20 protein-coding genes and 3 tRNA genes are annotated in these 21330 nt (G+C 63.4%); 12 read left to right on the top strand and 11 right to left on the bottom strand.

What is annotated here, in order from left to right; genetic code table 11:
• Positions 1-270 (top strand): hypothetical protein (locus tag CR105_RS28700; protein ID WP_218968727.1); only part of this gene is annotated, 270 nt, incomplete at its 5' end.
• Between the two features lie 15 nt (positions 271-285).
• Here CR105_RS28700 and CR105_RS19585 read toward each other — a convergent pair.
• The 6 genes from CR105_RS19585 to cysS all read right to left on the bottom strand — a co-directional run bounded on the left by CR105_RS19585 (position 286) and on the right by cysS (position 6347).
• Positions 286-378, bottom strand: a tRNA-Ser gene (locus tag CR105_RS19585).
• 98 nt (positions 379-476) lie between these two features.
• On the bottom strand, positions 477-1727 hold the full coding sequence (locus CR105_RS19590; RefSeq protein WP_099791305.1) for an aspartate kinase: 1251 nt from the start codon (positions 1725-1727) through the stop codon (positions 477-479).
• 132 nt (positions 1728-1859) lie between these two features.
• Positions 1860-3269, bottom strand: a complete 1410-nt coding sequence (gene tilS, locus CR105_RS19595) for a tRNA lysidine(34) synthetase TilS (protein WP_099791308.1) — start codon at positions 3267-3269, stop codon at positions 1860-1862.
• Positions 3266-4243: an acetyl-CoA carboxylase carboxyltransferase subunit alpha gene (locus CR105_RS19600; RefSeq protein WP_099791310.1), complete on the bottom strand. Its 978-nt coding sequence runs from the start codon at positions 4241-4243 to the stop codon at positions 3266-3268. The genes tilS and CR105_RS19600 overlap by 4 nt, the downstream gene beginning before the upstream one ends.
• Positions 4244-4302: 59 nt before the next feature.
• A complete protein-coding gene (locus CR105_RS19605) occupies positions 4303-4962 on the bottom strand; it encodes a DNA-3-methyladenine glycosylase family protein (RefSeq protein WP_099791496.1) in 660 nt (219 codons plus the stop codon).
• Entirely contained in the window at positions 4962-6347 is a 1386-nt protein-coding gene (gene cysS, locus CR105_RS19610) for a cysteine--tRNA ligase (RefSeq protein ID WP_099791312.1), read from the bottom strand. The genes CR105_RS19605 and cysS overlap by 1 nt, the downstream gene beginning before the upstream one ends.
• A gap of 263 nt (positions 6348-6610) precedes the next feature.
• Here cysS and CR105_RS19615 point away from each other — a divergent pair, with 263 nt between their 5' ends.
• From CR105_RS19615 to CR105_RS19630, 4 genes are all read left to right on the top strand, one after another.
• Positions 6611-7204, top strand: coding sequence for a peptidylprolyl isomerase (locus CR105_RS19615; RefSeq protein ID WP_099791314.1), 594 nt, complete (start codon positions 6611-6613; stop codon positions 7202-7204).
• 58 nt (positions 7205-7262) lie between these two features.
• On the top strand, positions 7263-7757 hold the full coding sequence (locus tag CR105_RS19620) for a peptidylprolyl isomerase (RefSeq protein WP_099791498.1): 495 nt from the start codon (positions 7263-7265) through the stop codon (positions 7755-7757).
• Positions 7754-8548: a UDP-2,3-diacylglucosamine diphosphatase gene (locus tag CR105_RS19625; RefSeq protein ID WP_099791316.1), complete on the top strand. Its 795-nt coding sequence runs from the start codon at positions 7754-7756 to the stop codon at positions 8546-8548. Before CR105_RS19620 ends, CR105_RS19625 begins: the two co-directional genes overlap by 4 nt.
• Before the next feature lie 79 nt (positions 8549-8627).
• Positions 8628-9644: an extracellular solute-binding protein gene (locus tag CR105_RS19630; RefSeq protein WP_180288243.1), complete on the top strand. Its 1017-nt coding sequence runs from the start codon at positions 8628-8630 to the stop codon at positions 9642-9644.
• A gap of 17 nt (positions 9645-9661) precedes the next feature.
• On the opposite strand, the gene CR105_RS19635 is transcribed toward CR105_RS19630, so the two are convergent.
• A complete protein-coding gene (locus CR105_RS19635; RefSeq protein WP_099791318.1) occupies positions 9662-11308 on the bottom strand; it encodes an ABC transporter permease in 1647 nt (548 codons plus the stop codon).
• Between the two features lie 85 nt (positions 11309-11393).
• Here CR105_RS19635 and CR105_RS19640 point away from each other — a divergent pair, with 85 nt between their 5' ends.
• From CR105_RS19640 to CR105_RS19660, 5 genes are all read left to right on the top strand, one after another.
• Positions 11394-12443, top strand: a complete 1050-nt coding sequence (locus CR105_RS19640; protein WP_099791320.1) for an ABC transporter ATP-binding protein — start codon at positions 11394-11396, stop codon at positions 12441-12443.
• A gap of 136 nt (positions 12444-12579) precedes the next feature.
• Complete coding sequence (locus CR105_RS19645) at positions 12580-12945, top strand: GntR family transcriptional regulator (protein ID WP_099791322.1); 366 nt, start codon at positions 12580-12582, stop codon at positions 12943-12945.
• A complete protein-coding gene (locus tag CR105_RS19650) occupies positions 12942-13799 on the top strand; it encodes an ABC transporter ATP-binding protein (protein WP_099791324.1) in 858 nt (285 codons plus the stop codon). The genes CR105_RS19645 and CR105_RS19650 overlap by 4 nt, the downstream gene beginning before the upstream one ends.
• Complete coding sequence (locus CR105_RS19655) at positions 13796-14779, top strand: hypothetical protein (protein ID WP_099791326.1); 984 nt, start codon at positions 13796-13798, stop codon at positions 14777-14779. Before CR105_RS19650 ends, CR105_RS19655 begins: the two co-directional genes overlap by 4 nt.
• Positions 14780-14802: 23 nt before the next feature.
• A complete protein-coding gene (locus CR105_RS19660; RefSeq protein WP_099791328.1) occupies positions 14803-15792 on the top strand; it encodes a hypothetical protein in 990 nt (329 codons plus the stop codon).
• Between the two features lie 110 nt (positions 15793-15902).
• On the opposite strand, the gene CR105_RS19665 is transcribed toward CR105_RS19660, so the two are convergent.
• The 4 genes from CR105_RS19665 to rnr form a co-directional block, all read right to left on the bottom strand.
• Complete coding sequence (locus CR105_RS19665) at positions 15903-16571, bottom strand: YceH family protein (protein WP_099791330.1); 669 nt, start codon at positions 16569-16571, stop codon at positions 15903-15905.
• Between the two features lie 10 nt (positions 16572-16581).
• Entirely contained in the window at positions 16582-17319 is a 738-nt protein-coding gene (cysE, locus tag CR105_RS19670) for a serine O-acetyltransferase (protein WP_099791332.1), read from the bottom strand.
• A 160-nt stretch (positions 17320-17479) separates the two neighbouring features.
• On the bottom strand, positions 17480-18223 hold the full coding sequence (gene rlmB / locus CR105_RS19675; protein ID WP_099791334.1) for a 23S rRNA (guanosine(2251)-2'-O)-methyltransferase RlmB: 744 nt from the start codon (positions 18221-18223) through the stop codon (positions 17480-17482).
• Positions 18220-20679, bottom strand: a complete 2460-nt coding sequence (rnr, locus tag CR105_RS19680) for a ribonuclease R (RefSeq protein ID WP_099791502.1) — start codon at positions 20677-20679, stop codon at positions 18220-18222. Before rnr ends, rlmB begins: the two co-directional genes overlap by 4 nt.
• Positions 20680-21014: 335 nt before the next feature.
• Here rnr and CR105_RS19685 point away from each other — a divergent pair.
• Together CR105_RS19685 and CR105_RS19690 are read left to right on the top strand one after the other, a co-directional pair.
• A tRNA-Leu gene (locus tag CR105_RS19685) sits at positions 21015-21099 on the top strand.
• Between the two features lie 115 nt (positions 21100-21214).
• Positions 21215-21299 (top strand) — tRNA-Leu (locus CR105_RS19690).
• Positions 21300-21330 lie beyond the last annotated feature (31 nt).

A 21330-nucleotide genomic window follows, 5' to 3' on the forward strand; every position in this document is an offset into this window, starting at 1 on the left:
ATTGACCACAAGAGCTTCGCGGTTTCGTGCCCGCTCGCCCTGCAAAGCAGCGCCTTGTATCCGATTCTTGTTCATCGGCTCGCAGTTTCGCTCCACGCTTCCTCCCCACAGTCGGTCGCCCTTCCGCAGTTGCGCTTCGCTTCGCTCGCTGTGGTCAGCTCGCGGCGGGACTTGCACCCGCAAGAGTGCGCCCATGCTGGGCGCACACAAAAAAAAAAAAAAAACCCGCTGCCTCAAGGAGAACAGCGGGTTTTAAACGTCCTAGAATGACCTAGGACAAGTATCTGGCGGAGACGGTGGGATTCGAACCCACGATACAGGTATAAGCCGTATGCATCCTTAGCAGGGATGTGCCTTCGGCCACTCGGCCACGTCTCCTTTCCCATCCAGCAAACTTAGCCAGATCAGAAGACCGCAATGGTACTTGTTGCAGACCTGTTCGGTCAATGGAACAGCCCAATTTTTTTTTAAAAAAGTTATGCTTTTTCCAAATCGAACGCCTTGTGCAGCGCCCGTACAGCAAGTTCCATGTATTTTTCGTCAATCAGCACCGAAATCTTGATCTCGGACGTCGAAATCATCAGGATGTTGATGCCCTCTTCCGACAAGGTGCGGAACATCTGCGAGGCCACACCAACGTGGCTGCGCATGCCCACGCCCACCACCGACACTTTCGATACCTTGGCGTCGCCGAGCACGCTGGCGGCGCCAATTTCGCCCTTGACGCCTTCGAGCACGCCCATCGCCTTGGTGTACTCGCCGCGCGACACGGTAAACGTGAAGTCGGTCTTGCCGGCTACCGACTGGTTCTGAATGATCATGTCGACTTCGATGTTGGCGTCCGACACCGGTCCCAGGATGTGGTAGGCCACGCCCGGCTTGTCGGGCACGCCCAGGATCGTGATCTTGGCTTCATCGCGGTTGAACGCGATGCCGGAAATGACGGCTTGTTCCATATTTGTATCTTCCTCAAACGAAATCAGGGTGCCCGAATTGGCTTCTTCTTCGAGCGGCATCAGCGGGTCTGTCAGCGACGACAGCACGCGCGTCGGCACGCGGTAGTTGCCGGCAAACTCTACCGAACGGCTCTGCAGCACCTTCGAGCCAAGCGAGGCCATCTCGAGCATCTCTTCGAACGTCACCGTCTTCAGGCGGCGCGCTTCGGACACCACGCGCGGGTCGGTCGTGTAAACGCCGTCGACATCGGTATAGATCAGGCACTCATCTGCCTTCATCGCGGCGGCAATTGCCACCGCCGAGGTGTCGGAACCGCCGCGGCCGAGGGTCGAAATGTTGCCGTCGTCGTCGACGCCCTGGAAACCGGTGATAATGACGATCTTGCCCGAGTCGAGGTCGGCGCGCACCTTGGCGTCGTCGATCGACTGGATGCGCGCCTTGGTGAACGACGAATCGGTCTTGATGGCAACTTGCCAGCCGGCGTACGACACGGCATCCTTGCCGATGGCCAGCAGTGCCATGGCCAGCAGGCCGACCGACACTTGCTCGCCGGTCGAGCAGATCATGTCCAGCTCGCGCGGATCGGGCTGGTCGCCCATGATTTCGCGCGCCATGCCGATCAGGCGGTTCGTTTCGCCTGACATGGCCGACGGCACCACGACGATCTGGTGGCCGGCATCGTGCCATTTGGCGACGCGCGCTGCGACATTCTTGATACGGTCCGTCGATCCCATCGACGTGCCGCCGTATTTGTGGACAATTAAAGCCATATGGGTGCTATTTCCGCTCTAAGTAGAATAAAAAAGAGGGCTTAACTCTACATGCTGCAGTGCAAAATCACAAGCCGAAAAAATTCGGAAAGCTATACCGAATAGGCATATGGTAATGCACTTTCCGAATAGTCAGCTGGCGACATCGCTTTTCCAGCGGAAGCGGATCAACGGGGCCGGGCCCGCGGCGAGGTGATGGCAGTCCATGCCGATGCCGGCGGCGAACAACAGCGCCTTGCCGGCCGTGACGATCGGCAGGCGCGTACGCTCCCATGCCGGCACGTCGCAGGCCTGGTAGTGGTACTTCAGGCTGCGCGTGGGCCGGTTGGCCGCCGGCTTGAGCTTTTCGCCGCCCTTGCGGAAATCAATCTGCAGCGGCTGCGCGCGCAGCCAGGCCGGATCGATGCCCTCCTCGCCTTCGTCGAAATACAGCGTGCCGCCGTAATCGGGGAACGCAATTTCCGCTTCCCCTTGCCAGCGGAAGGCCTGTCCGTTCTTGACGAACACGCCTTCATCGTCGGGATCGCGCAGCCCCGCCAGGTCGCCCAGCTTGGGCGTGATGTACAGGCGGTCGCGGTGGCGCCGGATGTGGCAGTCGGGATGGGTCACCAGCAACTGCGCGTCGGGGCGCGCCTCCACCAGCTGCGTCACCATTTCGCCCAGCCAGGCGGTTGACGGCATGCGCAGCGCACGCGTGGCGAACCAGTGGCGCAGCAGATTCTGCACGCGGTCGGTGCTCATCGCGCGCAACTTTGCGACGTCGATGGTGTCGTCCACCAGGCAGCCGGCCAGGTCCTGCGCGGCCAGTTCGGTGAGCATGCGCTGGGCCGACTGGGCGTGCGCGGCGCTGCGCGCGAAGCGTTCCTGAAAGCCGGGAAACGCTTGCGCCAGCGCCGGCATCACCTGCAGGCGCAGTGCATTGCGCGCGTAGCGCGGGTCGGTGTTCGATTCGTCATCGATGTGGCGAATGGCTTGCGCGCTGACGTAGGCCTCGAGCGCCTCGCGCGCCACCGGCAGCAAGGGACGCGCCATCACCAGCTCGGGGTTGCCCAGCAGCTCGGGCGCGCTGTTGGCCGCGTCCATGCCGGACAGGCCGGCGGTGCCTGAACCGCGCAGCAACTGCAGCAGCACCGTTTCGGCCTGGTCGTCCAGATGATGAGCGGTGAGCATCAGGCGCACGCCGTGGACCTGGCACATGTCGCCGAGCGCGGCGTAGCGCAGCTTGCGGGCCGCCGCTTCGACGCCGGACTTGCCCTTGGCCAGCGTGACGCGGCGCGCGTCGAAGGTGATGCCGAGGGCGTCGCAGCTGGCCTTGCAATGCGCAAGCCACGCATCGGCGTTCGGACTGATGCCGTGGTGGACGTGAAAGGCGAACAGCGCCAGGCCATGCTGGCGCGCGTAGCCATGCGCCAGGTGCAGCAGCGCGGACGAATCCAGGCCGCCGGACAAGGCGATTGCAATCGACGGGGTTTCTAGTCCGCGCAAGGCATCGAGTGCGCGCGCGAACGTGTCCGGGAGGGCCCCGGTGTGCTGCCGGCTCACTCTTCTGCGGGCGTGGTTTCCTTGAATTTACCGTAGCTCATCAGTTTTTCGTGACGGGCTTCCAGCAAGTCCTTGGTCTTCATGCCGTGGAACTGGCGCAGCGTGTCGGCCAGCGCGCGCTTGAGCATCACGGCCATCGCTTTCGGATCGCGATGGGCGCCGCCGAGCGGCTCGTTGATGATCTTGTCGATCAGGCCCATCGCCTTTAGCCGGTGCGCCGTCAGGCCAAGCGCGTCGGCGGCGTCGGACGCGCGCTCGGCGGTCTTCCACAGGATCGAGGCGCAGCCTTCCGGCGAAATCACCGAGTACGTCGCGTATTGCAGCATCAGCACGGCGTCGCCGACCGCCAGCGCCAGCGCGCCGCCGGAGCCGCCTTCGCCGATGATGGTGGCAATCAACGGCACTTTCAGTTCGGCCATCACGTACAGGTTGTGGCCGATCGCTTCGGACTGGCCGCGCTCCTCGGCGTCGATGCCGGGCCAGGCGCCGGTGGTGTCGACGAACGTGAAGACCGGGATGCCGAATTTTTCGGCCAGCTTCATCAGGCGCATCGCCTTGCGGTAGCCTTCAGGCTTGGGCATGCCGAAGTTGCGCAGCGCGCGCTCCTTGGTGTCGCGCCCTTTCTGGTGGCCAATCACCATGCACGACTGGCCGTTGAAACGGGCCAGCCCGCCGACGATGGCCAGGTCGTCCGCAAACGAGCGGTCGCCATGCAGTTCGTGGAAATCGGTGAAGATTTCGCTGATGTAGTCCAGCGTGTACGGGCGCTGCGGATGGCGCGAAATCTGCGACACCTGCCACGGCGTCAGCTTGGCATAGATGTCCTTGGTCAGTTGCTGGCTCTTCTTGGCCAGGCGGTCGATCTCCTCAGAGATGTCGACGGCCGAATCGTCCTGCACGAATCGCAGCTCTTCAATCTTGGAATCGAGCTCGGCAATCGGCTGCTCAAAATTGAGGAAGGTTGTTTTATTCATTTTTGCTCCGAGTGTTATTTACCAGCCGCAGCTCACCCTCAGCGCGGCTGATGCAGGCGCTATTCTACCGGAACCGGATCGAGGCTACGCCACAAATACCATGTAGCGACGGTGCGCCACGGCTCCCAGTTGGCCGATACCTCGCGCGCGTCGCTGCGCGAGACCGGTTCGCCGGAGAAATAGTTGTGGCTGATGCCGAGGATCAGGCCGGGGTCGTCGAGCGGCAGCACGTTCGGCCGCAGCAGGTTGAAGATGAGAAACATTTCCGCCGTCCAGCGGGTGATGCCGCGGATCTGCACCAGCTCGGCGATGACGGCTTCGTCGACCATCTCCGCCCACTGGTTCGCATGCACGCGCTTGGCCTTGAAATGGTCGGCCAGGTCGAGGATGTATTCGGTCTTGCGCTTGGACAGCCCACAGCCGGACAACTGCTCGGCGCCGGCCTTGATCACCTGCGCCGGCGTGATCTTCGGGCAGACGATCAGCAGCTTGTTCCAGGCAATGTCGGCCGCCTTGTTGGTCACCTGCTGGCCCACCACCGAACGCGCCAGCGTGGTAAACGGATCCGGATGGCCGACCAGGTGCAGGTCGCCAAACTGCGGAATCAGCTTTTTCATGATGCGGTCGCGCTTCATCAGCTCGGCCTTGGCATCTTCCCAGTAAGACGGCACTTCGAGAATCAACGATGTCGTGCCCACTGCGTCCCTGTTCAGCGCCATCATGCGCGGCGCCAATTGGTTGTGCCATCCGGCTTGTCTTCCAGAATGATGCCGGCGGCCAGCAGGTCGGCGCGGATCTTGTCGGACTCGGCGAAATTGCGCGCCTTCTTGGCCACGATGCGCGCCGCGATCATCTGCTGGATCGCTTCCGGCGACTGCGCGCCGGAGCCTTGCAGGAATTCGTGCGGGCTGCGTTCGAGCAGGCCGACCACCGCGGCGAGCGCCTTGAACTGGCGCGCCATCTGCGGCGACTGGCTCTTGTTCACTTCGGTGGCGAGGTCGAACAGCGCGGCCATCGCGATCGGCGTGTTGAAGTCGTCGTCCATCGCCTCGCGGAAACGGATTGCGTGCGCTTCTTCCCAGTCGACGGCGATGTCGCCGGCGCCCAGGTCGACGCCGTCGAGCGCGGTGTACAGGCGCGTCAGCGCGAGCTTGGCGTCGTCGAGGTGCGCGTCCGAATAGTTCAGCGGGCTGCGGTAGTGGGCGCGCAGGATGAAGAAGCGGATCACTTCGGCATCGTATTTTTTCAGCACGTCGCGGATCGTGAAGAAGTTGCCCAGCGACTTGGACATCTTTTCGTTATCGACGCGCACGAAACCGTTGTGCATCCAGAAATTGGCCATCGGCTCGCCGAACGCGCCTTCCGACTGGGCGATCTCGTTCTCGTGGTGCGGAAACTGCAGGTCGGCGCCGCCGCCGTGGATGTCGAAGTGCTTGCCAAGGGTGGCGCACGACATCGCCGAGCACTCGATGTGCCAGCCCGGCCGGCCGCTGCCCCACTTCGACGGCCACTTCACTTCGACCGGCTCGGACTCCTTCGACGCCTTCCACAGCACGAAGTCGAGCGGGTCGCGCTTGCCGGTGTTGACGTCGACACGCTCGCCGGCGCGCAGGTCGTCGAGCGACTTGCCCGACAGCTTGCCGTAACCGGTGAAGCCGCGTACAGCGTAGTTGACGTCGCCATCGGCCGACGCGTACGCCAGGCCGTTCTGTTCCAGCAGCTCGATGATGGCCAGCATCTGCGGCACGTATTCGGTGGCGTGCGGCACCACCGTCGGCGCCAGGATGCCGAGCGCGGTCGTGTCCTCGTCCATCAGCTTTTCGAAGCGCGCAACCAGCTGCGAGATCGTTTCGCCGTTCTCGACCGCGCGCTTGATGATCTTGTCGTCGATGTCGGTGACGTTGCGCACGTAGGTGACGTCGTAGCCCGATGCCTTGAGCCAGCGGTAGATGACGTCGAACGCCATCATCATGCGCGCATGGCCGATGTGACAGTAGTCGTAGACCGTCATGCCGCAGACATACATGCCGACCTTGCCGGCGACGAGTGGGACGAATTCCTGCTTGTCACGCGCCAGCGTGTTGTAGATCTTAAGTTGGCTCATCGGACTCATGCTTAATAATAGCGGGCACGACGATCGGACAATACCGCTAGCCGGCGCAATCTACCCAACGGGCATGCGCCATTTAAACCGGTATGAATTCGATATCGTCGGAACCCGCTGTATTGTTCTTCTTTGATAGAATGGACGTTCTGCGCAAAGTATAGCATTGATAAAAACCCCACTGACCGCATATGGTTAAGGTTTATTTTTCAGCAAAAGGCTTGACAGCTCTTTGCGCCATATCCATCAAAAGGAAGCCCCAAATGCACTTCTCGAAATCGCCCTTCAAGCCACTGCTCGCCCGCTTTCTGACCGTCTTTTTCGGCGTCACGTTCAGCGCCGCGGTGCTGGCCGCCGATGCGCCGCAGGTCACGCTGAAGACGACGATGGGCGACATCGTCCTCGAACTGGATCAGGAAAAAGCGCCGAAGACGGTCGCCAACTTCCTCCAGTACGTCAAGACGGGCCATTACAAGGGCACCATTTTCCACCGCGTGATCGACGGCTTCATGATCCAGGGCGGCGGCATGGACGCCAAGCTGGTCACCAAGAAAACCGGCAAGCCGGTCAAGAACGAGGCCAATAACGGCTTGCGCAATGTTTCCTATTCGGTGGCAATGGCGCGCACCGCCGATCCCGATTCGGCGACGTCGCAGTTCTTCATCAACGTGGCCGACAATACCCCGCTCGATTATCCGGGCCGCGACGGTTTCGGCTACACCGTGTTCGGCAAGGTCGTGCAGGGCCAGGAAGTGGTCGACAAGATCAAGGCCGTCGTCGTCGACGACGTGCGCGGCCAGGCCAACGTGCCCATCGTGCCGATCGTGATTCAGTCGGCCAGCGTCGTCAAACGGTAAAATGGCGGATGCTCACGCATCGACGAACACCTACAACACCAACTACAAAGGACATATCATGACCAAAGTACTCATTACCACCAACATGGGCAACATCACCGCCGAGCTGGACGATGCCAAAGCGCCGAAATCGGTCGCCAACTTCATCGACTACGCCAACAAGGGCCACTACAACAACACCATTTTCCACCGCGTCATCTCCGACTTCATGGTCCAGGGCGGCGGTTTCGAGCCAGGCATGAAACAGAAGCCGGCCGACCAGACGGTCGAAAACGAAGGCAAGAACGGCCTGAAGAACGACAAGTACACGCTGGCAATGGCGCGCACCTCGGATCCGCATTCGGCATCGGCGCAGTTCTTCATCAACACCAAGAACAACAGTTTCCTCGACTATCCGGGCCAGGACGGCTGGGGCTACGCCGTGTTCGGCAAGGTGACCGAAGGCGCCGATATCGTCGACCAGATCAACAAGGTCAAGACCGGCCGCAGCGGCATGTTCGCCGACGTGCCTGCCGAGCCGGTGATCATCGAAAAAGTCGAAGTCCTTGCATGATAGCCGGGCAGGCGAATCCGGCAACACCGCCCAGCCTGCCCGCGCGCCCTGTCGCGCTTTTCATTTCTGACCTGCACCTGCAGGAGTCGCACCCGCGCACCGCCGACGCCTTCTTCCGCTTTCTTGTGGAACACGCCGCGGCGGCGCGCGAACTGTATCTGCTCGGCGACCTGTTCGAATACTGGGCAGGCGACGACGACCTCGCAGCCCCATTCCACCAAACCATCATTCGCGCGATTCGCGCCGTCGCCGACAGCGGCGTGGCCGTCTTCTGGATCGCCGGCAACCGCGATTTCCTCGTCAGCCAGGGCTTTGCCGACGCCGCCGGCCTGACCTTGCTGGCCGAGCCGCACGTCGCCACCATCGGTGCTCGCCGCATCGCGCTCGTCCACGGCGACGCCCAGTGCACCGCCGACGCCAGCTACATGGCGTTTCGGGCGCAGGTGCGCGACCCGGCCTGGCAGCAGCAATTCCTGGCCATGCCGCTGGCGCAGCGCAAGGCCATCATCGCCGGCCTGCGCGAAGGCAGCCGCGAAGCGCACGCCGGCAAGACCATGGACATCATGGATGTGACGGCCGATGCGGTCGACGACCTGTTCGCCGCGACCGCCACCGATACCATCATCCACGGCCACACCCACCGCCCTGCCCTGCACGAGGCCGGCGGCAAGCGGCGCTACGTGCTGCCCGACTGGGAACCCGATGCCGAACCGCGGCGCGGCGGCTGGATCGCCGTCGACAGCAGCGGCGCCATCACGCGCCATGCGCTCGATGGCGCGCTTCTGGTCTGAGGCTGTTCAGTTAGCGCTGCACGCTAAATGAGAATCATTTATGATTGGGGCTGACCTTTTCCTCAGTGAGCCACCTGCCATGAACAATCTGAAACTCGGCGTTGTCGCCGTCCTCGTTGCCGGCGCCGCCGGCTCGGCCCTCGCGCAAAACGAAGTGAACCTGTACTCCTCGCGCCACTACCAGACCGACGAGGCGCTGTACGCGAACTTCACGAAGCAGACCGGCATCAAGATCAACCGCATCGAAGCCGGCGAAAACGAGCTGCTCGAGCGCATCAGGAATGAAGGCGCCAACAGTCCGGCGGACATCTTCATCACTGTCGACGCGGCGCGCCTGGCCAAGGCCGACGAACTGCAGCTGTTCGCGCCATGGAAGTCGAAACTGCTCGAATCGCGCGTGCCGGCGCACTTGCGCACCGAGGACTGGATAGCGTTCTCGACGCGCGCCCGCGTGATCGTCTATAACAAGGCGACGGTCAACGCGGCCGACGTGCAGAACTACCAGGACCTGGCCAATCCCAAGCTGAAAGGCAAGGTCTGCGTGCGCTCCGGCTCGCACCCGTACAACCTGTCGCTCGGCGCCGCGCTGGTCGAACATATCGGCGAAGCGCAGACCGAAGCGTGGGCCAAGGGCGTGGTGGCCAATTTCGCGCGCGCGCCGAAGGGTGGCGACACCGACCAGATCAAGTCGGTCGCCGCCGGCGAGTGCAGCGTCGCACTGGCCAACAGCTACTACGTCGCGCGCATGATGCGCTCCGACAAGCCCGAGGACAAGAAATTCGTCGCCAGTTTCGGCGTGGTGTGGCCGAACCAGAAGTCGAGCGGCACGCACGTCAACATCTCCGGCGGCGGCATCCTGAAGAACGCGCCGCACAAGGAAGCGGCGATCAAGTTCCTCGAGTACCTCGCGTCCGACCAGGCACAGATCTACTTCGCCGATGGCAATAACGAGTGGCCGGTGGTTGCCAGCGTCAAGGTCACCAATCCCGCGCTGACGGCGATGGGCAGCTTCAAGGCCGATACCATCCACGTCGGCAGGCTGTCGAAGAACCAGGCGACGGTGCAGAAGATCTACGACCGGGCGGGCTGGAAGTAATTCTTATAGAGGCAAGCTTATTTCTGGCGGCTGCGCGCGATCTGCCACGACAGCAGGATCAGCGGCAGCACGCCGACGACGACAATCGCCAGCGCCGCCGTGGACGCCTCCGCCAGCCGCTCATCGGACGCCAGCGCATGTGCCTGCGTCGCCAAGGTATCGAAATTGAACGGCCGCATCACCAGCGTGGCCGGCAACTCCTTCATCACATCGACGAATACCAGCAGGCCTGCCGTCAGCAGGCCGGCGCGCAACAGCGGCAGGTGCACGCGCTGCAGCGTGGCCGCATGGCCGAAGCCGAGCGAGCGGGCGGCGTCGTCCATCGTCGGCGTGATCTTGCCCAGGCTCGCCTCCACCGTCTGCAGCGACACCGTCAGGAAACGCACCAGGTAGGCATACACCATCGCCGCGATGCCGCCGGTCAGCAGCAGCCCGGGCGCCTGGCCGGTGACCGCCTGCACCTGCGAGGCCAGCCACAGATCGAGCCGCGTCACCGGTATCAGGATGCCGACCGCTATGACCGAGCCGGGCACGGCATAGCCGAGGCCGACCAGCCGGTTGACCATGCGCGGCAGCCACTGGCCCGACAGCCGCGCGGCGTACGCCAGCAGCACGGCGACGATCACGGCCGCCACCGCGGTCGCCGCCGCCAGCACGAAACTGTTGCGCGCCAGTTGCACGAAGCGCTCGCCGAACTGTGCGTCGCCCTCCGACAAGGCCATCTCCAGCAACGCGGCGCCTGGCACCAGGAAGCCGAGCGCGAGCGGCAACAGGCACACCGCGACCGCGCCGGCAGCCTTGACGCCATGCAGCCGGCGTCCCGGATGCGGCCGGCTGCGCCCGGTCGTGTTGTGAAAGCGCGCCCGCCCGCGCGTGACGCGCTCGAGGAACAGCACCAGCGCGACGAAGCCGAGCAGCAAGGCCGCCAGTTGCGCCGCGGCGACGCGGTCGCCCAGCGAAAACCAGGCGCGATAAATTCCGCTGGTAAAGGTCGGCACGCCGAAATAGGTGACGGCGCCATAATCGGCCAGCGTCTCCATCAGCGCCAGCGAGGCGCCGGCGGCGATTGCCGGCCGCGCCAGCGGCAGCGACACGCGCCAGAAGTTTTCCCAGGGCCCAAGCCCGAGCGAGCGCCCCGCTTCGAGCATGCCGCCGGCGCGCTCGACGAAGGCCGCGCGCGCGAGCAGGTACACATACGGGTACAACACGAACACGAACACGGCGCAGGCGCCGCCGACCGTGCGGATATCGGGAAACCAGTAGCTGCCCGGCGCCAGGTCGAACGTTTCGCGCAGCCACGTCTGCACCGGCCCGACGAACTGCAGCAGGTCGGTGTAGGCGTAGGCCATGACGTAGGCCGGCACCGCCAGCGGCAGCACCAGCGCCCATTCGAACATGCGGCGTCCCGGAAAATCGTGGATGCTGACCAGCCATGCCGTCGATACGCCCACCACGATGACGCCGGCGCCCACGCCGGCGCACAGAATCAGCGTGTTGAGGATGTAGTCCGGAAGCACGGTCGTTGCCAGGTGGCGCCAGGTGTCGCCGGCGCCGCCCAGCAGCAAATTGGCGGCGATGCTGAAGATCGGCACGGCAATCATCAGCGCCACCAGCAGGGAGCCGGCGACGAGCGCGGAAAAGCTGCCGCGGCCGCTTAGCTTCATGAAGGAAAGTCCTGATGTCTGCAAAGCGCGTCCCGTAAGTGAGAATGAGAATTATAATGGATTACTCAACAATTTCTTGCTGCCAATGCCCATCCTCGAACTGAACGATATCTCCTTCGCGCATGGCAAGCAGACCGTGGTCGACCGCTTGTCGATGCAGCTCGAGGCCGGCGAGATCGGCTGCCTGCTCGGGCCGTCGGGCTGCGGCAAGACAACGGTGCTGCGCTGTATCGCCGGCTTCGAACATGTCGACGCCGGCGAGGTCGTGCTGGCCGGCCAGGTGATCGGCAACGCGCGCCATCACCTGCCGGCAGAACGGCGCCGCATCGGCATGGTGTTTCAGGATTACGCGCTGTTTCCGCACCTGACGGTTGCCGCAAATATCGCATTCGGCTTGCGCAATGCCAGCGCGCGGGAGCGGCAGGCGCGCGTGGCCGAACTGCTCGACACAGTCGGCCTGGCCGGGCAGGAACGCCGCTATCCACACGAATTGTCCGGCGGCCAGCAGCAGCGCGTGGCGCTGGCGCGCGCGCTGGCGCCGCGGCCGCGCCTGCTATTGCTGGACGAACCGTTCTCCAATCTCGACGTCGACCTGCGCGAGCGGCTCGCGCTCGAGGTGCGCCAGATCCTCAAGGCCGAAGGCACCACCGCCATCCTCGTCACCCACGACCAGCACGAAGCGTTCGCGCTGGCCGACCAGATCGGCGTGATGCACGAGGGCCGTATCCAGCAGTGGGATACGCCCTACAACCTGTACCACCAGCCGGCAAACCGCTTCGTCGCCGATTTCGTCGGCCAGGGCGTGTTCGTGCCGGGCACCATCGTTGCAAAAGGCCGCATCCAGATTGAACTGGGCGTGCTGACGTCCAATACTGGCAGCGCCGAGCCAGGCACGATGGTGCGCGTGCTGCTGCGCCCGGACGATATCCTGCACGACGACGCCAGCGACCAGAAGGCGGAAGTTGCCGCCAAAGCGTTCCGCGGCGCCGACTTTCTCTACACGCTGACCTTGGCCAGCGGCGCCCAGCTGCTGTCGCTGGTGCCCAGCCACCACAACCATGCCATCGGCGAGCCGATCGGAATTCGCATGGCGGTCGACCACGTGGTCGCTTTTCCGGCGCCGCCGCTGGACTGATCGCGAGGGGTTGTGAATAAATTGTTGACAATGATTAGGTCACTGTTATACTTCACTACAACACCACCTCATTAAATCACCCGCCGGGAGGCAAAATGCGACCACGCGCTGCACCCTTAGCCCAGGAGACTCGACCATGAGTATCGGCTGGAACGACAACACACCGATTTATCGGCAACTCAAGGACCGGGTCATCGGCATGATGCTCGACGGCGCCCTGAAGGCAGGCGACGCCCTGCCCTCGGTGCGCCATGTTGCCGCCGAATACCAGCTCAATCCCATTACCGTTTCCAAGGCTTACCAGGAACTGGTCGATGACAATCTCGTAGAAAAAAGAAGGGGAATCGGCATGTACGTAACCGAAGGCGCCAGCGAAAAACTCTTGGCAAGTGAACGTGAGCGCTTCGTGCGCGAAGAATGGCCGGCGATGGTCGAGCGGATCCGCCGCCTCGGCCTCGACATCGAACAACTGTTGCGCGCCGTTCCCGGAGCGCCGGCATGAACGCCGTCATTTCCGCCAAGGGCCTGTCGAAACACTACGGCAAGCAGGCCGCGGTCGACAACATCAGCTTCGACATCCCGGCCGGCCGCATCGTCGGCCTGATCGGCCCCAACGGCTCCGGCAAGACCACCACCTTGAAGGCGGCGCTGGGCCTGGTGCCGTTCGAGGGCGAGTTGAAAGTGCTGGGCCTCGATCCGCGCACCCAGCGCGACGAGCTGATGCAGGACGTCTGCTTCATCGCCGACGTCGCCATCCTGCCGCGTTGGCTGCGCGTGTCCGAAGCGATCGATTTCGTCGCCGGCGTGCATCCGCGTTTTGATCGCGAAAAGGCCGAGCGCTACCTGGCCATCACCAAGCTGAAGCCGTCGATGAAGGTCAAGTCGATGTCGAAAGGCATGGTTGTGCAGCTGCACCTGGCGCTGGTAATGGCGATCGACGCCAAGCTGCTGGTGCTCGACGAGCCGACCCTGGGCCTCGACATCATCTACCGCAAGCAGTTCTACCAGAACCTGCTGGAAGACTATTTCGACGAGCAGAAGACCATCATCATCACCACCCACCAGGTCGAAGAAGTCGAGCACATCCTCACCGACCTGATGTTCATCCGCGACGGCAAGATCATCCTGGCCGCGTCGATGGATGAAGTGGGCGAGCGCTACACCGAGGTGATGGTGCCGCATGACAAGGTCAACGCCGCCAACGCGCTGCTGCCGATCGACCGCCGCACCGTGTTCGGCAAGTCGGTGATGCTGTTCGACGGCGTGCCGCGCGCGCAGCTGTCCGGCTTGGGCGAGACGCGCAACATCAGCGTGGCCGACCTGTTCGTGGCGACCATGAAAGGAAGCTACGCATGATCACCATGAAGTGGCTGCTGCGCCGTGAGCTGTGGGAGAACAAGGGCTCCATGGTCAGGGTGCCGGTCATCATTGCTGTGACGATGCTGGCGTTCCTGATCTGCATGGTGGGATACGGCATGTTTCACAGCGGCTTCGGCGACTCAGTGACGGTCAACGGCCAGGCGCTCAGCAAGATCAGCATGTGGAACGCCATGCCGCTGGAGCGCCGCGCCGAGATCGCCAACGGCCTGGCCGGCGCCTACATCGCGTTTGCCGCGCCGCTGTTCCTGGTGCTGCCGCTGGTGTCGTTCTTCTACTGCCTGGCCGCACTGTACGACGACCGCCGCGATCGCAGCATCCTGTTCTGGAAGTCGCTGCCGATTTCGGACCAGTCGACGGTGCTGTCGAAAGCGATCACCGCGCTGTGCGTGGCGCCGCTGATCACGATGGCGATCGGCACTGCCGCCGCGTTGACGATGCTGGTGATCGGCGTTGTCATGGCCAGTTTCAGCGGCCTGCAGATCGCCGGCCTGGTGCTGAGCAGCCCGGAATTTTACCTGGCGCCGCTGCGGCTGATCGGATTGCTGCCGGTGTACGTGCTGTGGGCGCTGCCGACGGTGGGCTGGCTGCTGATGGTGTCGAGCTGGGCGAAATCGAAGGTGTTCCTGTGGGCGGTCGGCGCGCCGCTGCTTGGGCTGTTGCTGGTCCAGTGGATCAACTTCATGTCGACCAACTTCCTCGGCGGCGGCCTGAACGTCAAGTTGTTCGAGCACATCGTTGCACGCGCTCTGGGCGGACTGATCCCGGGCATCTGGATGAAGTTCGGCAACGTCTCGCCGGAAGCGATGATCACCCACGGCCGCGGCATCGATGCCGGCGGCATCTTCGCCCAGTCGTGGCTGACCTTGCTGCAACCGGGCCTGTGGATCGGCGTCATCGCCGGCGCCGCAATGATTTACGCTGCAATGCGCCTGCGCCGCTGGCGCGACGAAGGCTAACCATGAACAAGGGAGCTGACCCAATGAACAATATGAAATGGCTGCTGCGCCGCGAATTCTGGGAAAACAAGGGTTCGTTCTTCTGGGCGCCGGCAATCGTGGCGCTGGTAATGTTTGTCTTCATCACCGGCTCGGTGGTGTACGCCCTGGCCACCAACGGCATCGGCGGCACCATCGTCATCGACGGCCACGCCGTCAGCAAGGCCGGCAAGCTGGCCGAGCTGCCGCTGGCGGCGCAGACCGAAATTGCCAGTGTCATCGCCAACACCTACGTCGCCGCCGCATTGCCGCTGTTCGGGCTGCTGCCGCTGGTGGTGTTCTTCTACTGCCTGGCCGCGCTGTACGACGAGCGGCGCGACCGCAGCATCCTGTTCTGGAAGTCGCTGCCGGTGTCGGACCAGATGACGGTGCTCTCAAAAGTGCTCACCGCCCTGCTGGTCGCGCCGCTGATCGCCATTGTCATCGGCACGGTGGTATCGCTGCTGATGCTGTTCGTCGGCCTGGCCGCGGTGGTCCCTTCCGGCCTGAACCTGTTCGGCCTCGTGCTGAGCCAGCCGGCGCTGTACCTGGCGCCGCTGCGCCTGGTCGGGCTGCTGCCGGTGTACATCCTGTGGGCGATTCCGACGGTGGGCTGGCTATTGCTGGTGTCGAGCTGGGCCCGCTCGAAGGTGCTGGTGTGGGCAGTCGCCGTGCCGGTGTTGCTGGTAGTGCTGGCCAAGTGGGCCGACTACATGCTGGCCCAGTTCGCCAACGCCAACACCGCAATCTACCCGGTCGTGGTGGACGTTGCGGCGCGCGGGCTGGCCGGTCTGGTGCCCGGCATCTGGGCCACCTACGGCGACGTCACTGCCATCGCGATGTCGGCCAGCGGCAAGCGTACGGTCGACGCCGGCGTCTTCTTCGAGCAATCTTGGATGAGCTTGTCGCAGCCGGGCATGTGGGCCGGCGTGGTGGTCGGCGCCGCGATGATCTACGCGGCAATGCGGCTGCGCCGCTATCGGGACGAAGGCTAAACGCTGGTGTCAGGTCTGACATTCGGACATTTGAGACGCCAAATGTCCGAATGTCAGACCTGACACCTGTTCTTTGGATGAAGAAACGCCCCGAGGTCCGGGGCGTTTTGCTATTCGAACTGCTTTCTGAATGAGTCGAACTGCGCCTTCAGGTCGTCGACCTCGCCGCGCAGCGCCGCCACTTCCTGCTCCAGCTGCGCCACCCTGCTGCCCTGCGCCGGCGCCGACACGGATCCGAACGCCGACTCCTGCTGCGCCAGCGCGGCGTCGCCGCTGAGCAACTGGCCGTAGCGCGGCTCCTTGGCGCCGGGCGCCAGCGCCAGGCGTGCCACCAGCGGCGGGTATTTGTCGATCAGGAACTGCAGGCACGATTCGACGTCGGCCACCGACTTGAACTCCTGCAGCCGGCCGCTGCGGGTGCGGATCTCGCCGGCCGTCTGCAGGCCGCGCAGCATCAGGATCGTCAGCACCGCCATCTTGTCCTGCTCGAGCGTCCACTTGATGCGCATCCGGTGCTCGTACTTCGTCACGCGGGCGCCGGCCTGGGTGATGCCGTTGACGAACTTTCGCTGCATCAGCCGCTGCAGCACATCCTGCACCGTTTCCTCCGACAGCTGCATCACCGGGTCGCGGCTCGACAGCTGGTTGCAGCCATTGGTCAGCGTGTTCAGCGACAGCGGATAGTTGTCCGGCGTCAGCGCTTCTTTTTCGGCCAGCACCGCCAGCACGCGCACTTCAAACGGGTCGAGCAAGGCGTCGCCGCCAGATTCATTGGTCATCCATCATTCCTTATTCCACCATCCGGTTCAGTTGTATCGTGTCGATCTTGTCGCCTTCGGCCATCGCGGGACAGCACAGCCCGGCTTCCTGCATGACCGCCATCATACGTTCGATCTGCTCGTCCTGGCGGGCGGCATGGTCGATCAAGCGGTGCAGCGCTTTGGTCAACGGGTCGTCGCCGTTTGGCGTCACGCCGTAGGCGGCGAACAAGTGGGCGCTGCGGCCGCTTTCATCCTTGCGCACGATGTGGGCCGGATTGCCGACCGCGGTGGCGCCGGCCGGCACTGGCTTGACCACCACCGCGTTCGAGCCGATCTTGGCGTACTCGCCGACCGTGAACGAACCGAGCACCTGGGCGCCGGCGCCGATGATGACGCCGCGCTCGAGCGTGGGGTGGCGCTTGGCGCCGCTGGTGAGCGAGGTGCCGCCCAGCGTGACGCCCTGGTAGATGGTGCAGTCGTCGCCGACGATCGCCGTTTCGCCGATCACCACGCCGAAGCCGTGATCGATGAAGACGCGGTGCCCGATGGTCGCGCCCGGATGGATTTCGATGCCGGTGATGATGCGCGCCAGGTACGAGATGAAGCGGCCGATCCACTTGAGCTGGTTGATCCAGCACGCGTGCGCCCAGCGGTGCATCATGATCGCCTGGAACCCGGGGTAGCAGGTGAACACTTCGAAGCCGTTGCGCGCCGCGGGATCGCGGGCAATGATGCTTTTGATGTCGTCGCTGAGATTGGGAAACATTGGGAGGGAACAGACAGTTGCGATGTGGCCATGGTAGCGCATTCGATCCATGGCCGCTTACGAGGGGTCAATTCCGGCAGGCTGAGCTGCTTACCGAAACCGTTACCCGTGAGACAGTCATCCTCGCGTACGCGAGGACGACGTCATCAAGGCCAGTGGCTTAAGCTTCGCGCGCCAGGCGCTGGCGACGCGCCTCGTACAGGCACACGCCGGACGCGACCGACACGTTCAAACTTTCGACCGAGCCGAACATCGGGATGCCGACCAGCACGTCGCACGTCTCGCGCGTCAGCCGGCGCATGCCCTCGCCTTCCGAACCCATCACCAGCGCGGCAGGCCCGGTGAAGTCGGCTTCGTACAAGCCCTTGTCGGCATCATCAGTTGTGCCGATCAGCAAGATGTCGCGTTCCTTCAGCTCACGCATGGTGCGCGCAAGGTTCGTCACCGTGATGTACGGCACCGTCTCGGCGGCGCCGCTGGCAACCTTGGCGGCGGTGGCGTTCAGGCCCACTGCACGGTCCTTCGGCACGATGACGGCGTGCGCGCCGACGCCGTCGGCCACCCGCAGGCAGGCGCCGAGGTTGTGCGGATCGGTGATGCCATCGAGAATGAGCAGCAGCGGCGGGCCATCGACCGCATCGAGCAATTCGTCAAGGTTGCGCGCCAGCGACAGCTGGCTGGCGAACGCGATCACGCCCTGGTGGCGGCGGGTGCCGACGATCTTGTCGAGGCGCGCCGAATCGACCGGCATCACACGCACGCCGACTGCCTTGGCGGCGGCGATCAGGTCGTGCATGCGGCCATCTTGCCGCGTTGCATCGACAAAGATCTCTTCCACCGACGACGCCTCATGACGCAAGCGCGACGTTACCGCGTGGAACCCGAAAATCATTTTATTCTTCATTGTGATCGCTTCTTCTTGCTGGTCTTGCTTGCTGTCTTTGCTGGACGGGACGGCGCCTTGCCGGCGGACGTCCCACTCTTCGATCGTTTGGCCGGCGCGCTGCCGACGCTCTCGTCGAGCTCGTAGCGCGACGAATTGTCGCCGCCGCCGGTCTTGCGCGACTTGGCCGGCTTGGCTTCCTGCGCCTTTGCCGCACTGCTCTTCGGCATGCCGACGCCGGATACCTCGTCGGCGCCGCCGGCGAGCACCAGGTCGATCTTGCGCGCTTCCAGGTCAACGCGGGCCACCTTGACGGTGACGCGGTCGGTCAGCTGGTAGCGCTTGCCGGTGCGCTCGCCGCGCAGTTCATGGCGTGCATCGTCGTACTGGAAGAAATCGGTGCCCAGTTCGGTGATGTGGACCAGGCCTTCGACGTACAGCGCATCGAGCTGCACGAAGATGCCGAAGGTGGTCACGCCCGACACCACGCCGGTGAATTCTTCGCCCAGCTTGTCCTTGATGAAGTAGCACTTGAGCCAGGCTTCGACGTCGCGCGAGGCTTCATCGGCGCGCCGCTCGTTGGCCGAACAGTGAACGCCAAGGGCGTCCCAGATCGTCATGTCCTTCTCTTGCTTTTGCGTGCCCTTGGCCTTGTCCTTCGCCTGCTTCTTGCGCGTCGCGTTCGACACGGTCGTGTTCAGGCCGGCCAGTTCGATGCCTTTCGGCTCGTACTTCTTGCCCAGCAAGATGGCCTTGATGGCGCGGTGCGTCAGCAAGTCAGGGTAGCGGCGGATCGGGCTGGTGAAGTGGGCATACGCCTCGTACGCCAGGCCGAAGTGGCCGATGTTGTCGGGGCTGTAGACCGCCTGCTGCATCGAGCGCAGCAGCATGGTTTGCAGCAGCTGCGCGTCGGGACGCTCCTTGACCTGCTTCATCAGCACGGCGTAGTCGTTCGCGCTCGGCTTGTCGCCGCCGCCCAGGTTCAGGCCCACTTGCTGCAGGAACGTGCGCACCTGCGCCAGCTTCTCTTCGGTCGGCGACGCGTGGATGCGGTAGGTGCCCGGATGCTTGTGGCGAATCAGCAGGTCGGCCGCGCACACGTTGGCCGACAGCATGCACTCTTCGATCAGCTTGTGCGCGTCGTTGCGGGTGCGCGGGATGATCTTCTCGATCTTGCCGAGCGCATTGCAGACGATGTAGGTTTCGGTGGTGTCGAAGTCGATCGCGCCGCGCACGTGGCGCGCCTTGTTCAACGCGTGATACACGTCGTTCAGGTTCAGCAGGTGCGGCACGATGGCCGGGCGGCGCTGCGCTTCGGGACCTGCCGTGTTGGCCAGGATGTCGGCCACTTCGTTGTAGGTCAGGCGCGCGGCCGAATGGATCACTGCCGGATAGAACTGGTAGGCGGTCACTTCACCGGTCGACGAGACCACCATGTCGCATACCAGGGTCAGGCGGTCGACCGCGGGGTTCAGCGAGCACAGGCCGTTCGACAGCTTTTCCGGCAGCATCGGGATCACGCGGCGCGGGAAGTACACCGACGTGCTGCGCTCGAGCGCGTCGACGTCGAGCGCGTCGTTCGGCTTGACGTAGTGGCTGACGTCGGCAATGGCGACGAGCAGGCGGAAGCAATTGTCGCCGTCGATGTTGACCGGCTCGCAGTACACCGCGTCGTCGAAGTCGCGCGCGTCTTCGCCGTCGATCGTCACTAACGGCACGTCGCGCAGGTCGACCCGCTCTTCCAGGTCGGCATCGCGCACTTCGGCCGGCAGCTTGGCGGCCGACTTCAGGGCCGCGGCCGAGAAGATGTGCGGCACGCCGAACTTGCGCACGGCAATTTCAATCTCCATGCCGGGATCGTCCAGGTCGCCGAGCACTTCGACGATGGTGCCGGTCGGCTGCTTGAAGCGCGACGGCTGGTCGACCAGCTCGACGCTGACGATCTGGCCGGCTTTCGCCTTGCCAGGCGAGCCGGCGACCAGGATGTCCTGACCGATGCGCTTGTCTTCGGGCGCGATCAGCCAGACGCCGTTTTCGTTGAGCAGGCGGCCGATGACGTGGCTGTTGGCGCGCGACACCACTTCGACGATGGTGCCTTCCTGGCGCCCGCGGCGGTCGGTGCCGGTCACTTTCGCCAGCACGCGGTCGCCATGCAGCACTTTCTGCATTTCTTTGTCGGACAGGAACAGGTCCTCGCCCGGCTCGTCGGGAATGACGAAGCCGAAGCCGTCGCGGTGCGCGCTGACCTTGCCGGCGACGAAGCCGGTGTGGTCGGCCAGCTCGAACATGCCGGTCTTGTCGGAAAGGATCTGGCCGTCGCGCGCCATCGCGTTCAGGCGACGCGACAGCACTTCCACCGCGTCGGGATCGACCTTGAGGGCGCGCGCCAGGGCTGCTGCGTCGAGCGGGGACTGTGCGTCGCGGAAGATGCCGAGAATTTCCTCGCGGCTAGGGATGGTATGTGTAGGTTGGTTCAAATCGTCTTCAATAATTGTTTTTGACAGCGCTTGCGGGATGCCGTTCCGCATGACTGACACGTTGGTTTGATTGACACGTCGGTACGCGTAGTGTAACGGAGGACACTACATTTCGCCTAACGTGCCGTGCTCCGAAAATACTTGGTGGGGAGCTTTGACATTTCAAATTGATCCGCTATAATTTCGGTCTTTCGCGGCGGCACCAAGCCACAGCGAGAGAAAGCAGAGTACTGGCACCGGCATAAAGCACCGAGGGTAACGAAAGTTAGTCTGGCGCAAAACTCCAAAGGCTAGTATGATAGCAGAAGTCGGCGGCAACGCTGATTAGTAACATTGCCCACGTGGCGGAATTGGTAGACGCGCATGGTTCAGGTCCATGTGCCTTCGGGTGTGGGGGTTCGAGTCCCTCCGTGGGCACCAACTACCGGATTTATTTCCGCAAGTATCACCTACTGCGCCGTGATCGTTGTAAAGATTGCGGCGTTTTAGTTTGTAGTAAATGTGTTTTGGTTGGTCCAGTAGAAGCAGTAGCAGTGCCCACGTGGCGGAATTGGTAGACGCGCATGGTTCAGGTCCATGTGCCTTCGGGTGTGGGGGTTCGAGTCCCTCCGTGGGCACCAAACTACCGGATAGACAGCAGCCTGAAAACGC

Source organism: Massilia eurypsychrophila (assembly GCF_002760655.1).
In the GTDB taxonomy this organism is placed as follows: domain Bacteria; phylum Pseudomonadota; class Gammaproteobacteria; order Burkholderiales; family Burkholderiaceae_D; genus JAFCUW01.

What these genes read in the sequence shown, in the direction of transcription:
- CR105_RS19590 (WP_099791305.1), bottom strand. Translation starts at nt 1,727, where the DNA reads ATGGCTTTAATTGTCCACAAATACGGCGGCACGTCGATGGGATCGACG.
- CR105_RS19600 (WP_099791310.1), bottom strand. Translation starts at nt 4,243, where the DNA reads ATGAATAAAACAACCTTCCTCAATTTTGAGCAGCCGATTGCCGAGCTC.
- CR105_RS19605 (WP_099791496.1), bottom strand. Translation starts at nt 4,962, where the DNA reads ATGGCGCTGAACAGGGACGCAGTGGGCACGACATCGTTGATTCTCGAA.
- cysS (WP_099791312.1), bottom strand. Translation starts at nt 6,347, where the DNA reads ATGAGCCAACTTAAGATCTACAACACGCTGGCGCGTGACAAGCAGGAA.
- CR105_RS19615 (WP_099791314.1), top strand. Translation starts at nt 6,611, where the DNA reads ATGCACTTCTCGAAATCGCCCTTCAAGCCACTGCTCGCCCGCTTTCTG.
- CR105_RS19620 (WP_099791498.1), top strand. Translation starts at nt 7,263, where the DNA reads ATGACCAAAGTACTCATTACCACCAACATGGGCAACATCACCGCCGAG.
- CR105_RS19625 (WP_099791316.1), top strand. Translation starts at nt 7,754, where the DNA reads ATGATAGCCGGGCAGGCGAATCCGGCAACACCGCCCAGCCTGCCCGCG.
- CR105_RS19630 (WP_180288243.1), top strand. Translation starts at nt 8,628, where the DNA reads ATGAACAATCTGAAACTCGGCGTTGTCGCCGTCCTCGTTGCCGGCGCC.
- CR105_RS19635 (WP_099791318.1), bottom strand. Translation starts at nt 11,308, where the DNA reads ATGAAGCTAAGCGGCCGCGGCAGCTTTTCCGCGCTCGTCGCCGGCTCC.
- CR105_RS19640 (WP_099791320.1), top strand. Translation starts at nt 11,394, where the DNA reads ATGCCCATCCTCGAACTGAACGATATCTCCTTCGCGCATGGCAAGCAG.
- CR105_RS19645 (WP_099791322.1), top strand. Translation starts at nt 12,580, where the DNA reads ATGAGTATCGGCTGGAACGACAACACACCGATTTATCGGCAACTCAAG.
- CR105_RS19650 (WP_099791324.1), top strand. Translation starts at nt 12,942, where the DNA reads ATGAACGCCGTCATTTCCGCCAAGGGCCTGTCGAAACACTACGGCAAG.
- CR105_RS19655 (WP_099791326.1), top strand. Translation starts at nt 13,796, where the DNA reads ATGATCACCATGAAGTGGCTGCTGCGCCGTGAGCTGTGGGAGAACAAG.
- CR105_RS19660 (WP_099791328.1), top strand. Translation starts at nt 14,803, where the DNA reads ATGAACAATATGAAATGGCTGCTGCGCCGCGAATTCTGGGAAAACAAG.
- CR105_RS19665 (WP_099791330.1), bottom strand. Translation starts at nt 16,571, where the DNA reads ATGACCAATGAATCTGGCGGCGACGCCTTGCTCGACCCGTTTGAAGTG.
- cysE (WP_099791332.1), bottom strand. Translation starts at nt 17,319, where the DNA reads ATGTTTCCCAATCTCAGCGACGACATCAAAAGCATCATTGCCCGCGAT.
- rlmB (WP_099791334.1), bottom strand. Translation starts at nt 18,223, where the DNA reads ATGAAGAATAAAATGATTTTCGGGTTCCACGCGGTAACGTCGCGCTTG.